General features: G+C 53.2%; 7 protein-coding genes. 3 read left to right on the forward strand and 4 right to left on the reverse strand.

The window, feature by feature from the left end:
- Window positions 1–3: 3 nt before the first annotated feature.
- The 3 genes from J3P35_RS00990 to J3P35_RS01000 all read right to left on the reverse strand — a co-directional run bounded on the left by J3P35_RS00990 (window position 4) and on the right by J3P35_RS01000 (window position 10,546).
- Complete coding sequence (locus tag J3P35_RS00990; RefSeq protein ID WP_210462200.1) at window positions 4–6,504, reverse strand: gliding motility-associated C-terminal domain-containing protein; 6,501 nt, start codon at window positions 6,502–6,504, stop codon at window positions 4–6.
- An 874-nt stretch (window positions 6,505–7,378) separates the two neighbouring features.
- Window positions 7,379–9,265, reverse strand: coding sequence for a gamma-glutamyltransferase family protein (locus J3P35_RS00995; RefSeq protein ID WP_210462201.1), 1,887 nt, complete (start codon window positions 9,263–9,265; stop codon window positions 7,379–7,381).
- A gap of 141 nt (window positions 9,266–9,406) precedes the next feature.
- Window positions 9,407–10,546 (reverse strand): threonine aldolase family protein, encoded by a 1,140-nt coding sequence (locus J3P35_RS01000; protein WP_210462202.1) that lies wholly within the window; start codon window positions 10,544–10,546, stop codon window positions 9,407–9,409.
- 290 nt (window positions 10,547–10,836) lie between these two features.
- Between J3P35_RS01000 and J3P35_RS01005 the strand changes: the two genes are divergently transcribed.
- Together J3P35_RS01005 and J3P35_RS01010 are read left to right on the forward strand one after the other, a co-directional pair.
- Window positions 10,837–12,363 carry a M20/M25/M40 family metallo-hydrolase gene (locus tag J3P35_RS01005; RefSeq protein ID WP_210462203.1) on the forward strand — a complete coding sequence of 509 codons (1,527 nt, stop codon included), beginning with the start codon at window positions 10,837–10,839 and terminating at the stop codon, window positions 12,361–12,363.
- 105 nt (window positions 12,364–12,468) lie between these two features.
- Window positions 12,469–13,797 carry a M20/M25/M40 family metallo-hydrolase gene (locus J3P35_RS01010; RefSeq protein WP_210462204.1) on the forward strand — a complete coding sequence of 443 codons (1,329 nt, stop codon included), beginning with the start codon at window positions 12,469–12,471 and terminating at the stop codon, window positions 13,795–13,797.
- A 30-nt stretch (window positions 13,798–13,827) separates the two neighbouring features.
- Here J3P35_RS01010 and J3P35_RS01015 read toward each other — a convergent pair whose 3' ends face one another.
- Window positions 13,828–14,277, reverse strand: a complete 450-nt coding sequence (locus tag J3P35_RS01015) for a hypothetical protein (RefSeq protein WP_210462205.1) — start codon at window positions 14,275–14,277, stop codon at window positions 13,828–13,830.
- A 187-nt stretch (window positions 14,278–14,464) separates the two neighbouring features.
- Between J3P35_RS01015 and J3P35_RS01020 the strand changes: the two genes are divergently transcribed.
- Window positions 14,465–14,881: an STAS/SEC14 domain-containing protein gene (locus J3P35_RS01020; protein WP_210462207.1), complete on the forward strand. Its 417-nt coding sequence runs from the start codon at window positions 14,465–14,467 to the stop codon at window positions 14,879–14,881.
- Window positions 14,882–15,080 lie beyond the last annotated feature (199 nt).

The following is a 15,080-nucleotide window of genomic DNA, read 5'->3' on the forward strand; positions in this document are numbered from 1 at the left end:
GCCTTAATTGATGATGGTGATACTTCCTGAGATAGGTTCTTCGTCCTCGCTCAACTTAATAATATAGTAGTAGGCTGCCACTGGCAACGGTTTGCCCTGGTAAGTGCCGTCCCAACGGGTTTGATAGCCTTTGGAGGAGAAGAGCTTGATTCCCCAGCGGTTATAAACCTCCACGGTGCAGTTAGGGTACTTCTCAATGTTCTGGATCTCCCAATCATCGTTCACACCGTCTCTGTTCAAGGTGAGCACGTTGGGAATAAAGATTTCCGGCAGCACCGTCACCGTCACCTCATCTTTTGCATAGCACCCTTCCGCCGTCTTGACCGTCACGGTGTAGGTAGTGGTCTCTTTGGGTGTGGCTGTGGTTGTGGCGGTGTTCACTGAGGACAAGCCCGTAGCCGGTGACCATTCATAACTCACCCCACCCGAGGCTACCAGCGTAGTAGACCGCCCAGTGATAATAGAGACATCAGGCCCGGCATCCGCCAACGGCGTTACCACCTCCACCTTCACTTCGGTGCGTTTACTGCTGGGGCACCCATCCGCTGAAACAGCCTGCACATAATAAGTAGTGGTTGCCGTGAGAGGCGGCGTAGCATAGGTGACATCGGTGTACAGCAGCGTGCCGCCCTGCGGTTGATCATACCATTCAACCCCAAACCCAGGATTGGTTACCGTGACGTTGATCCTATCGCCTGGACACACTTTTGGGTTAACCGTCACCAGCGCAGGCTCGGCAGGCAGCGGGTTCACTTTAATGCGCACCACATTGCTGGGTTGGTTCTGGCAAGGCAAAGAAATTGCCACCCTTCTGAACCAGGAGGTTTTGGTCAGGACCCCAGGTTGATAGTCTGCTCCATTATTGGTGCCAGGCGCAGGAGTGAAGCCGCTCGTAGGCCCATCGGTGCTGACTTCCCATTGGTAGGTCATGTCCGGACCGCCGCCGGCCGGCGTTGACCCTTGTAGCAGGGCTGGGGTCATCTGGGCGCAAATCTCCTGTTCTGTCTGGATGACGTTGTTGGTGATAGGCGTGATCACCGTAATTTTGATTGGAGCGCTTTTGCTTTCCAAACATGGGAAAGATGTCACCGTCCGCCGGAACCAGGTGGTGGTTCTCACAACTCCGGGAGAGTAGCTGGCTTTTTTATTGTCACCGGGCGCCGCCGCGAAAACAACTCCGTCGGTACTGATTTCCCATTGGTAGACATAGGTGCCATTGCCGCCGGTTGGCGTAGAGCCCGTCAACGGCTGCACGGCATCTCCGCGGCAGATGGTCTGGTCAGCGGCAATGGTGTTGCCACTGATAATGGGCACCACCGTTATCTGCACCACCGCCGAGGTAAGCGAGCATCCGCCGGAAAACACAGTGCGTCTGAACCAGGTAGTTTGGGTGAGACTCTCAGGTTGGTAGGTGCTCTCCGCATTATTGCCGGCGGCAGGAGTGAAGCCTCCGGTAGAACCGGTGGTACTGCTTTCCCAAAGATACGTATAGGTGCCATCACCTCCTTGCGGCTGCGTACCGGTAAGCGGCGCCGGCGGCGTACCAGAGCAGGTAGACTGCGGGAACGTAATCCGGTTGTTCGTGATTACCGGGCTGATGGAGATTCTTACGGGGGCACTTACGCTGGGCAGGCAAGGACCAGCGGTTACCCTTCTCCTGAACCAGGTAGGCTTGGTGATATTGGTAGGCAGATAGGTGTCACCGGTATTGTTTCCGGGCGCCGGAGCAAATCCGGCATCAGGCCCAACCGTGCTGCTTTCCCACAAATAGGTATACACGCCATCTCCGCCCGTAGGTACCGTTCCAGTCAAAAGGCTCGGCGATGAACCAACGCAAAGCGCTTGGTCAGAAGAAACTATGTTATTACTGATGTTCTGGTTTACCGTCACCAGAACCGCTGCCCGAGGGCTGGCGCAGCCCAGTGCATTGGTCACCTGCACGTAATAGGTAGTGGAGGCGGTAAGCACCGGCGTGGTGAAAGAGGTGCCCTGCCCTAAAGCCGTACCTCCCGTGGCTTCGGCAAACCACTGATAGGCGTCGGTTCCTGCCCCAGTCACCACCAAAGTTGCCGTATTGTTTTCGCAAATTACCTGGTTTGCCACCGTAGGAGCAGGTGGCAAGGGCTCTACAGTAATCTGCACCGCCACCGAGGTACTGGTACAGCCTCCTGTAGAAACCACTCTCCTGAACCACGTAGTCTGGGTGAGCGCGCCCGGCGCATAGTCCATCTCTGTTGCTCCGGCAATAGGCATAAAGTCTGTAGCAGTGGCCGAGGTGGTACTACTTTCCCAAACATAGGTGAACACGGCACCCGGACCGCTGGCAGGCACAGAGCCGGTTAATTTTTGCGGTGCAGTTTCACTGCATATTCTTTGGGCCGCGCTGATGGTGTTGTTCGTTACCGGAACGGTCACCGTTACTTTCACCATGTTACTCACGCTGGCGTCACACGCACCGCCTTCCACTCTCCTTCTGAACCAAGTGGTTTCATTCAGCCCGGTTGGCGTAAACTCCGCTTGGGTTGCGCCAGACACAGCCGCAAAGGTGGCACCATCAGTACTGGCCTCCCATTGGAATTTATAATTCCCGGACCCGCCTGTTGGCTGAGAACCAGTCAGGGTCTGGGCGGCTGAGCCTGCACATATGGTTTGCTCCCCGGTAATGGTGTTATCCGCGATAGGCTGCTGCACTTCCACCTTCACCTCTGGACTTGTAGAGGTACAGGTGCGGGAGAGGACCTTCCGTCTGAACCAGGTAGTTTGGGTCAGTGCCCCTGGCGCATAGCTTATATCTGTGGCTCCGGTAATGTCTGTGTACGTTGTACCGTCGGTGCTTTGCTCCCACTGGAAAGTAAAGTTGTTATCACCCCCGGAAGGTTGCGCGCCCTGGAGAGGGCTTGGGGTAGAACCAGTACAGATGGCCTGCGGCTGAGCATTGGTGATAACGTTATTGGCCAAAGGAGGGCTTACCGTTACCTGCACCACATTACTTGTGCTAGGCTCGCAGGCGCCTGCCGTCACCACGCGCCGGAACCAGGTGGTAGCGCTTAGGGTGGTAGGCTCCAGATCACGCCCAGTGGCGTTGGCCACCGGACTGAACCCGGCAGTGGCCGAAGTAGTGCTTTGCTCCCAGACATAGGTATAGGTTCCGCTTCCTCCGGTGGGGTCTGAGCCAACCAGCTTTTGAATAGATTCTCCAGAGCAGATGGTTTGGTCCGCTGAAACAGAATTACTGGCGATAGGCTGCTGCACTTCCACCAAAACGGCGGCACTCTCATTTCTCTGGCATGTACCCGACTCTACCACCCGCCGGAACCAGGTATTCTGGGTAACCGCAGAAGTAGGCGCAAAGTCTTTCCCCGTGGCTCCCGGAATGGCAGAAAACCCGCTGGAAGCAGAAGTCACGCTGCTTTCCCATTGATAAGTATAGGTGTTGTTCCCGCCCACCGGCTGAGAGCCCGTAAAGGCCGCTGGAATGCCTCCGGCACAAATGGTTTGCCCCGATGCCACTGTGTTATCGGTGATATCAGGCCGCACCGTCACTTCCACCGCAGCGCTGGTGGTAACACAGCCAGCGGAGCTTACTATCCTCCGGAACCAGGTGGTAGTGGTAAGGGCAGACGGCGAATAATCTTTTGCGCTAGCATTGGCAATGGGCGCAAACCCAGAGGTACCGGAAGTTGTGCTGCTCTCCCAAGTATAAGTAAAGGAGTTATTACCCCCAGTTGGCTGAGAGCCGGTTAATACGGCAGGAGTCTGCCCGGTACAGATTTCCTGGCCTCCGCTGACAGTGTTATCCGCGATGGCCGGCGCCACCCTCACCCGCACTTCCGCCCGGGAGGTGCTAACGCAATTATTTTCGTTAATGGCCTCCACATAAAATACCGTGTCACGGACCAGAACGGGAGTAGTGTACTTTTCACCCGTCGTCACCAAAGTACCACCGGTGCTGGCAGTATACCATCTGTAAGTAAATCCTGCTAATGGATTCACTGAGATATTAGCCTGCTGTCCCTCACAAATGGCCACGTCATTCAAAGTAAGGACAGGAGCGGCCGGAGTGGGGCTAAAGGTAAATGCCACCGCATTGCTTTCATGCACCTGGCACCTCTGCGAAGAAATGGTCCTTCTAAACCAAGTATTCCTAGAAATTAGCCCTGGTGTGTAGTCTCTTTCAGTATTGACACCTGGCGCATCTGTGAACGTAACGCCATCTGTACTAATCTGCCACTTATATTGGTAAGGCGCCCCATCTCCTCCGGAGGGTTGAGCCCCCGTGATGGTTCCTGGTAATACCCCTTCGCAAACTGTGGTGCCTGACTGGGCAGCAATAGTATTATTGGTGACACCCTGCAGCACCGTTACCGTTACGGCAGTCCTGGTGGCGCTCACGCAATTGAACCCACTAACCGCCTCTACATAATAAGTGGTAGTGGCCGTAAGGTCGGGAGCTGGCGTGAAAGCATCACCGGTAAACACCGGATTACCTCCAGAAGCCACCTCATACCACCGGTAAGTGGTACCTGCCGCACCTCCGGTAGCAGTCAGGGTGACTGTCTCTCCTTGGCAGATAGTCATATTGGCCACCGTCGGAGCTACCGGCAACTCCCTGATGATAATCTCCTGCGAAGCCGCTGCCGAGGCCCCGCACTCATTTGTAGCCGTGACAGTAACCGTGTAGGTACCAGGATTTGGGAAATCAATGGTAGGATACTGCGAAGTTTCAGAGGAACCAGCCACAAACGTAGCACCGCTGGGTCCACTCACCGTCCATTTATAGGCGGAGATGGTGCCGAAGTTGGCTTCGTAGATGGGCGTATGGAGCGCATTTGCAGTGGTGAACGGAATAGCCTGTGGCTCGCAGAGTTCCCGAGGCGCCGGCAAGGTGACAGTTGGTTGGGAGTTCACCTTTATCTGGGTGCTATCCCTACTGACCCCGCAGGGGTTTGTGGTTTCTAATTTAAGCGTATATACCCCGGCAGCGGAGAAGTTAAAGACTGGATCTTTGCTAGTGAGGGACCCGGAGGTAATGGTATAACCTGCATCGGGGGAAACAGACCAAAGATAAGTCAGTTGCTCACCTACAGATTGGTTAGAAGTTGCCACTTCCAGGTTGGCACATCCTGAAGCTGGATTTAGGGTAGTAGTAAAATCAGCAATAGGTGGGTCAATCACAGAAAAGACCATGGTAGTATCATGCGAATTGCAACTATTGGTTACCTTCAGCTTAATACTGTAGTCGCCTTTATTTGTAAAGTTTATAACTGGGCTTTGAGACGTAAGCGTACCAGTGGTAAGGTTCCATCCTGTGGCGGGGCTTATTTCCCACTGGTAGTTGGCGTTGTTATTACAGGACCCAAACCCAAGCAAATTCGCCCCTGGGTCAGAGGTATTCTTGAGCGTATAGGAGGTATTGATACAACCAGTGGGGCTCTTAGGATCTATTTCAAACCTGGCTTTGGGAGTGGCTGCAATAAAGATGGAACTCACAATCACCGTAGTAATTCCGCATGGGTTTTTGGCGGTAGCGATCATCTTGAAGGCATCCGTGCCACCGTTGTTACAAGAGCTCTTTAAAAAAGTATGGGTAAGGCTGGAAGGCACATTGTCCTGCGTAAATGAGTAGCCCGGCGAGCCATCATCAAACTGAAAGGTGTAAATGGTAGAAGGGGTGTTATTAGCGATCCCTGTGATAGGGAAAGTATAGGTAACCGGGGCGCAACCTACTGTGTTTCCCGGGCTACCCACAGTTAAACTAGGATTACTCCCGTTAAATACCTTTATGTTTTTGGTAGAGGTACAGTTAGGCCCGGCAATCACCAGCTTTAGGTTGAACTCTCCTTGAGTGGTATAGGTATGCTCTGCCTCTTCAAAGGAGGCCGGAAAATTCTGGATCTGGCCATCGCCCCAATCAATGGTATAGGCCCGGTTCGTAGCCTTGGTGGTGGAGGTGTTCCGAACCTTTAGCAGGTAATTTGAAGCCGTGGTGGCGCAATTAGTAAATGGGAGGGTGAAGTTTTGGGTGGCCAGCACATCTTCCAGAGACGGATCTGCCCGCTGGTTTACGGTAAGTTCTTTGGTGATTTCACTCGTACAACCGCCCGCATTGGTCACTTTCAGCTTAATTTGGTATTTCACCACACCGGTACCGTTGGAGACAAAGGTATGGTTAACCTCCTGTTGACTACCGGTATTTCCAGTTCCGGAGGAAGGGTCGCCAAAGTCCCATTCGTATTTATACCCCGGGCCCGCAGGAGAAGCCGTGAATCTTACGTTAGAACCGGAGCAGACATTATCGGTGAAGGTGAAGTCAGCGGTGGGGTTGCCACTGGTCACGACCTTGAAAGGAGCAGAGACTTTCTCAAAGCAAGTGGTGCCTTTCACCAGTACAGTGTAATCGCCTACAGCAGTAACCGTTAATCTATCACCTGTCTGGCCTGGAAGGTCAGCGCCATCTTTTTGCCATTGGAAAGTGGCTCCTGCACTGGTTGAGGTTGCTTCCAATACCACCTGACTACTACCTGGGCATATTGCTCCGGGCCCTACCGGAGAGACAGTGACATTACAGTCCTGTTGTGCCCATACTTGTACACAAGAAAACAGAATTAAAAAGCACGCAAAAGCTAGGCTACGGTAGAATTGTGCCATTGAATCTATAATATATTGTACAGAAGGGGGAATATGCTACCAATGAGAAGTAGAAAGAACTCTCATTGTTGGCTAAATATAATAAGCCAAATTATTATTTACCAATTAAGTTATATTTAAAATTAAAATAAGGATAGTTTATATTATATATAATATCGTTTATGATAGAATGGCAGGGGTGTAAGGAATTAAAACACCTTCATTTTAGATAAATTAAATCTATTTTTTTCTCAAATTTAGTAAATTTTATATCAAAAATATACTTTAACCAAGCATAAATTTACTTTATCAAACAGGACAGAAAATAAACTTGCATAGCAGGAAAAGGAAGGAGCATTCCTTAGGGAGATGCCAGAAAGGTTTATGATCGATTTTCCTGATTTTAGGTCTAAAACAAGGTAGATAGCCAAATACCAAGGATTAAACAGTCCTCAAACTCTATGCCTGCACAAAAAAGGAGAAATAATAGTTCCTCTCATGGCTTTAGCTTCTCTGCCTTCGCTGAAAGAGAGCTTATGATTTCCCAAAACAAGAGCCACCACCCAACTTGAAATTGCCTTAGAGCCAATGACCTCTGCTAATCCAACAAAGCTGCAGCAAGGAAAGCAGTTATAAACGCAAAAAGCCCTGCAGCGCTCTTTTGGTGAAGAGTGCCGCAGGGCTATTGTTGCAAATATCGCTTTCAGGGAACCTGGTTAGAGAAAATGCTTTATTGCAAAGGCTAAACTTCTTACCAACCTATTCCATAATCCTCACCATGGTTGCTGGAGCCGCCCCAGAAACTGCCGTGCTTCCAGTCAAAGTAGATGGCGTTGATCGGGCCACTGGTCCGGTCATCGAAACTCATGATGTAGCCCATCTTCTTTAGTTGTTCGCGCACCGCTTCCGGGGTACTATCATGCAGGAGGATCTGCCCTGGTTTTGGTTTGCGGTCATCCGTTTTGGTGCCGCCCAGGCTAAGCCAGAGCTGATTGGTGTTGAAGTTAGCTGCCTCAGAAGCCTGTTGCACGCTCATCCCGAATTCCGCTACGTTCAGGAAGAACTGCAGCAGGTTTTGGTCTTGCGTATCGCCGCCCTGCACCGCAAAGGACAGGAAAGGCTTGCCGTCTTTCAGGGCCATGGAGGGGGTTAAGGTCACCCGCGGTCTTTTGCCCGGCTCCACCACGTTGAAGGGGTTCAAAGAAGCATCCAGCACGAAGCTTTGCATACGCTGACTCATACCCACGCCGGTGTTGCCCGCAATGCAGGCCGGGTTCCAGCCACCACTGGGCGTGATGGACACCACCCAACCCTCTTTGTCGGCGGCCTCCACGGTAGTGGTGCCTAGCCACAGTCGCTGCTGATAATCAGACATGGAAGAGCCGTTCCGGATGTCATGGGTAGGGGCGAAGTTCCGCTTTGTGGTATCCATTTCGTAACCTCTCTGCTTCAGGAGTTTCAGATACGGGTTTTTGGCACCTTTTGCCTCAAACAGGTAAGGATCGCCGGGACCTATGTTGGGGTTGTTCTTGTCTGGCTGGATAAGGGAGGACCTTTGTTTCGCGTAATCTTTGCTGAGCAGACCTTTTATGGGTTCCTGCGGTGCGAAGTAAGAATCACCGTAATAGAAATCCCGGTCAGCGAAGGTGAGGTTCATGGCCTGGTACACCGTGTGGATATACTTGGCACTGTTGTGGCCCATCCCCTTCAAGTCGAAGTTCTCCAGCACGTTCAGAGCCTGCAGCATCACCGGCCCTTGGGTCCACTGCTGCAATTTATACACATCAATGCCTTTGTAGTTGACAGTTAGCGGCTCTTCCTCCAGCGGTTTCCATTTGGCCAGGTCCTGCATGGTAATCAGGCCGCCTTGCTCCTGGCTCCCGCGCACGAACTCCTTCGCGATATCGCCGGTATAGAAACGGTCATAGGCGGCCATGATAGCGTCTTTGCGGCTCTTCCCGTTTTTAAGGGCGTTTTTCTCAGCTTCCACCATTTTGGTGAGGGTGGTCAGCAGATCTTTCTGTACGAAGATCTCACCGGCCTCGGGGGCTTCCCTTTTCTCGCCGGGATGCGTCAGGAACACTTTCTTGCTGTAAGGCCATTGCTTAAGGCGTTCTTTTTCGCGCTCAAAGCTGTTGGCAGTCTGGGCTTCAATGGGGTAACCGGCCGCCATTTCCATGGCGGGGGCCAGCACCTGCTCCAGGCTCAGGGTACCGTAGTTGGCCAGCATGTGCAGCAGTCCGCCCGGTGTGCCGGGGGTAGTTGCGGCCAGCGGACCATATTCCGGCGGAAAATTATAGCCTTTGCTTTTAAAGAACTTCGCCGTAGCCCCGGTAGGCGCCACACCCATGGCGTTGATGGCGATGACTTTTTTGGTCTTGGGGTTATAGATGAGGGCCTGGGTCTCGCCGCCCCAACTCAGCACGTCCCACATGGTGCAGGTAGCGGCCAGCATGGCGCAGGCGGCATCCACGGCGTTTCCGCCCTTCTGGAAGATCATAGACCCGGCCGTAGCCGCGAGGGGCTTACCCGTTATGGCCATCCAGTTCTTGCCGTGCAAAGGCGGTTTCTGGGTCTGCTGCGCCGAGGCCGAAAGCGTGGCCGCAAGGCAGAGGAAAAGCGTAAAGAAACGTTTCATGTACATTTGGTTTAAGCAAGGGAAGGTAATCATAAAAACCGATGAACTGCTGGCTACAGCACGTTTTCTGCCGGAGATGTATACCTCCACCAACTGGCTTTGGGCCTGTTTTTCAGAAATAAGGCTAAAAACATATTTCTCTTAAGCCAACGCCGAGCCGATCGCTTTTTTCAGCGCGCCCATGATAAACTCATTGCTTCTCTTCAGGATGGTCTCATTCACAAAGAACTTGATCACGCCCTGGCTATCAGGCATCCTGAGTTGGATCTGCTCTTTCTCTTTGAGGTAGCCCGTAAACTTGTCATAGTTCACCGGCGCGGTGATCTGGAGGTTGAAGATGTTGCTTCCGCTGGGGATGGGGCTGATTTTCATGTTCCCAGACGCGTTCATCAGGGCCATCAACTGGTCACCTTTAGCACGGGATTTCTGGAGCAGGCTTTCAATATTGCCTATCTTGTCCAAGGCCACGGCGGCATATGGCCAGTTCTGGTAGATGTTACCTCCATAAATCTTGATCAGGTGCGGCATCTGGTCAATGACCGCGGCATCGCCGGCCAAGATGGCGCCGCCCTTGCTGCCCAGGTACTTGTAAAGCGAGATATAGACGGTGTCAAAATAAGACGCATACTCCCGGATGGGCACCCCCGAATACGCCGAGGCCAGGTGCAAACGGGCGCCATCCAGGTGCAGTTTGATGCCGTTCTCCCGGCAATACCCCGATATCTTTTTGATCTCCTCCAGCGAGAAAACCTGCCCATCGGCCCTTCTTACCGGGTTCTCAATGGAAACAGCCCCAATGCCGCTCTGGAAAACTTCCCCTTTTTGGTGGTAGGCGATGGACTCTTTCAGATCAGCCAGGCTGAACTCTCCTTTACCCGGCGCCAGCGGTACCAACCGCTTGCTGTGCACGGTTTGAGCGGCATCGGCTTCGTCGCGGTAGAGGTGGCTCGTTTCCTGCACAAAGATTTTGCTCTTGCCTTCGCTCAGCACCCGCAGTGCCAGGTTATTGGCCATGGTCCCCGAGGGCATGAAGATGGCTTTCTGTTTTCCGGTCAGTTTCGCGAATTCAGCCTCTAAACGGGAGACCGCGCCGCCTTTGGCGTAAGTATCCGGGGTATCGGGGTACTTCTCTGCAATTGCCTGTAGTTCCCGGGCGTACTCCAGCGGCGAGGTCATGGCGCCATCGGTCACGAAGTTGATGCTTTCCTCTTTTTTGGCGTAACCGGCTAACTCCGCGGAGGCGGACAGTCCGGAGGGCAGCAGGAAAGGAATCGTTGCCAAACTGGAGGTTTTCAGAAAATCACGCCTCCCTTTTATCTTCTTGGCCATAACTATTGTCTAAAGATGTGTAATCTTCCCCAATATAAAGGACTCTGTTTGATTTCTTGCCCATCATGGGCGGGTGATGCTTCCACAAATGGCAGGAGGCCTTTTAAGGCAAGTATCCAAGGCAGCGAATTCGGAGAACGGGCTCACACGGGTAGCTACTGTAACAAGCAGAGCCATCGGTGCTTTTAGATTTACCGTTTTCTGGCTCCTTTTTGCTTTATTTGGCAAAACAGATTTCGCGCATGAAGTTCAGCATCACCGGCACCCTCGGTTTACTTTTCCTTTGCCTAGCACCTTCGCTGCAGGCGCAGACCATTCCGGCATACGTGGGCAAGAACGACCGGAGAATCATGGAAGAGTACATCCGGTTTCTCTCCATCCCCAACGTTTCTTCAGACACCCTTAACATCCGGAAGAACGCCGCTTTTATCCAGGAGATGATGAGTAGCCGGGGCATCAAGGCCGAGTTGCTGAACGGCACCACCCCGGGCGTGACCCCGGCGGTTTTTGGCGAGATCAAGACGCCCGGCGCTACCAAGACCATCGGGTTTTACGCGCACTATGACGGGCAGCCGGTGAACCCTAAACAGTGGTACGCGGGCGTAGAGCCCTTCAAGCCGGTGCTCATCACCGCCCCGCTGGAAAGTGGCGGCAAGATCATGGGTCCCTACAAGCCCGGCGAGGCCGTGAACCCCGAGTGGCGTATTCTGGGCCGCGGCTCCGCCGATGACAAAGCCGGTGTCATGGCTATCCTCAATGCCTACGAGGCGCTGGCCAAGACAGGCAAACGTCTGAATGCCAACATCAAATTCCTGTTTGAGGGCGAAGAGGAATTAGGCTCCATCCATCTGGATGAGATTTTCCGGCAGCACAAAGCCAAACTGCAGGCCGATCTCTGGATCATCATCGATGCGCCCCGGCACGTCTCCGGCCGGAAAACCATTGTGTATGGCGTGCGCGGCGATGTGAACATGCATCTCACCGTCTACGGCGCCAAACGCCCGCTGCACAGCGGCAACTACGGCAACTGGTCCCCTAATCCGGCTTTGAAGCTGGCCCAACTGCTGGCTTCCATGAAAGACGACAAAGGCCAGGTACTGGTGAAAGGTTTCTACGATGATGTCACGCCGCTCACCGCCACCGAGCAGAAAGCCCTGTCCCAAATCCCCGATCAGGATGCCCAACTGAAAAAAGAACTCGGCATCCACTTCCCCGAGCGCCCAAACCAATCCCTGGCCGAGGGCATCATGCAACCCACGCTCAACATCAACGGCCTGCAGAGCGCCAACGTAGGTCCTATGGCCAGCAACGTGATTCCCACCAAAGCCGATGCCGTTTTAGACCTGCGTTTGGTAAAAGGCAACGATTACCGGAGACAGGCAGAAAAGGTGATCTCCCACATAAAAAGTCAGGGCTTTCAGGTCATCGACCGGGAACCCACCGAGGAGGACCGCCGGCAATACCCCAACCTCATCAAGGTCACCGTAGAACACGGCTACAACGCCCAGCGCACGCCCATGGACCTGCCCATTGCCAGGAGCATCCAGGCGGCGGTGCAGTCCACGGTCAAGGAGCCGCTGGTGTTGATCCCATCCATGGGCGGAAGCCTGCCGCTGTACCTCTTTGAGGAGATCCTGGGCACCAAGGTCATCACCGTACCCATCGTGAATTATGACAACAACCAGCACGCCGAGAACGAGAATGTGCGCATCCAGTACCTCTGGGAAGGCATAGAAACCATCGCCGCAATCATGGGCGCCCGTTTCTAGCCTGTAGCTTGTACTTGCCTTTTGGCCGCTGTATCTTTATTTACGCTCTGCAATGCGCGAGTGGCTGCAACTAAACTTTGAATTTCGGGCTAGCCCGATAACCTTATGAAAAGACATTTCCTCCGCGGGCTGCTGCCTGCCTCTCTCGCTATCTGCCTGACTTCATCGGCTTTCGCCCAGACCACTACCCCTGAGAAACCTATTCCGGTGGACAAGCGCTACGAGAACGAGATAAAAGCCCTGGCCAAAAATGCGGCGGTGAAGCAGGCTTTCAAGGTGATCATGGATTTGGAGCCGCAGACGAACCAGGACCTCATCACCCTCACCGAGATTCCGGCGCCGCCTTTCAAAGAGGAAGTACGCGGCAGGAAGTACGCCGAGATGCTGCGGGCCGCCGGCGCAGACTCGGTTTGGATTGATGAAGTGGGCAACGTGCTTTCGCTTAGAAAAGGGAAAAACGGCCAGAAAACGGTAGTCATGGAGGCGCACCTGGACACGGTTTTCCCCGAGGGCACCGATGTAAAAGTGCGGCAGAACGGAGACACCTTGCGGGCCCCTGGCATTGCGGATGATACCCGCGGCCTGGCCATGGTACTGCAGGTCTTGAAGACGCTGGAGAAAACCGGCATTGAAACCGAGGCCAATGTGCTGTTCATCGGGACCGTAGGTGAGGAAGGCCTGGGCGACCTGCGGGGCGTTAAGCACCTGTTTTCAGAAAAAGGGCCTAAAAACATAGATTCCTACATCGCCGTGGACGGCACCGGCCTGGGAACGGTCACCAACCGCGGACTGGGCTCGCACCGTTACCGCATCACCTTCAAAGGTCCCGGCGGACACTCCTCCGGGGCTTTCGGGCTGGTGAATCCCCACAACGCCTTGGGCAGGGCCATCCATTACTTTGCGGTAGACGCCGATAAATACACGAAAGAAGGCATCAGGGCTACTTACAACGTGGGCGTGATTGGCGGAGGCACCTCGGTGAACTCTATTCCGTTTGAATCCTGGATGGAGGTGGACATGCGCTCTGAGAGCCCTGAGAGGGTGGCAGGTCTGGACAAGCTTTTGCAGGCTGCCGTGCAGCGAGCGCTGCAGGAAGAAAACCAGATGAAGCGCCTCGGGGCAGACCTCAAAGTAGACGTGAAACTGATCGGCGACCGTCCGGCGGGCGGCATGGAACCCACCGTAGCCCTGGCCCAACGCGCCCTGGCCGCCACCCGCCTCCTGGGCACCGAACCCACCTTGCGCTTCGGCTCTACCAACTCCAATATCCCGTTCTCCAAAGGCGTTCCGGCCGTAACCATCGGGAGCGGCGGTACCGGCGGCGGGGCACACGCGCTGGAGGAATGGTTTGTGCCGAAGAGCACGTATCTGGGCACCCAACGCGCCCTGCTCCTGCTTCTGGCAGAAGCGGGGATGGCCAAAGGAAAAAAGTAGCCATTGGGTAAAAAGCGGCAGAGGGCCAACCTACATCAACTTGCTCAGCACAAAGTTAGTGTTCTTAATAAAGGTCACGCCCTCGCGCTCTTCCAGCTCAAAGCCTTTGGTTTCCTCTTGCTCCTTGGCTAGTTTTTTGGCTTTCTGCTTTTCATGATACTTCTTAAGGAGGGCAGTCGTCTCCCGGAGCCTCTTCTTCCTAAGCTCATCATAGTATTCCAGATAGAACAGTACCTGCAGAAAGGTAAGGGCCCTTATAAGCATACCCGCTGGGTGAATTATCTTCCTGGAGAAAAGATATAGCCCACCCTCCCTTTCCAGCACTGCCCCCTCGCCTAGGTATCTCTGGTAGAGCAAACTGGTGTAACTGGAGGCTTCATTTGGGTCTGCACCCTCTTTCAAGAAAATCAAGGATTCATTTTTTTTGAATTGCCTGTTGCAGGCCATGACGCGGAGAGGAAGAGGGTAGGGTTTATTCATTTGATTCTTAGTTGAATTTCAGGAATAGCGTTACTTCCACGCCTTAAGTATTCCGGAGGCAGTGTAAAGCTGGTGGTTATGCACTTGTAGGAGCAGAAAATTTCAGATTCAGCTTAAACTTATCGTTATCCGTAGGGAAAGGAGGATTATATTTGTCAGTTACTTACAAGCTTAAACACTCTTATTAATGGCAACAGTTTACTTCCAGAACCATGTAGTTACTATCACTTTCGAGGAGGAGTTGCAGCTAGGCACGGCTGTATGGTCTGGTTTTTTAAACAGCCAGGAGTTCCGGGAAGCTATCACAAACTGCATTGAGTTAATAGAGGGACGCAAGTTGTTAAGATGGCTCGGCGATAATAGACAGATGAAAGCCATCCGGCCGGTAGACCAGGAGTGGTTTGTAGAGCACATTATGCCCCGATTGCAACAGTCTGCTTTAAGGCGCAATGCCGTGTTGGTATCTGAAGATTTTTTTAACCGCACGGCGGTAGAACAGATCTACAGAAGGGCCGAAGGCCAGGGCGAAATGACCACAAAGGAGTTTTCTAGTAAGATTACGGCTTTGGCCTGGCTGAAAGAACCTATCAATACACCCGCTTAGGCGTTTCCTTTACCTTCGCCCAATCTTTCTCTGGCGAGAATGCTGAAAATAAATGATTACCTATCTGTAATCTGCAGCACCGGAGGCATTTTAAGGGCAAAATTCGTAAAACTGCATATTTTCAGGAGCCTAACCTGGCGCTAACTTTCGCCTATTATCCCTCTAACAATACAAAGGTCTAAAGCCTGCTTTTAAACCT

It is taken from the genome of Rufibacter roseolus (genome assembly GCF_017916365.1).
Classification (GTDB): domain Bacteria; phylum Bacteroidota; class Bacteroidia; order Cytophagales; family Hymenobacteraceae; genus Nibribacter; species Nibribacter roseolus.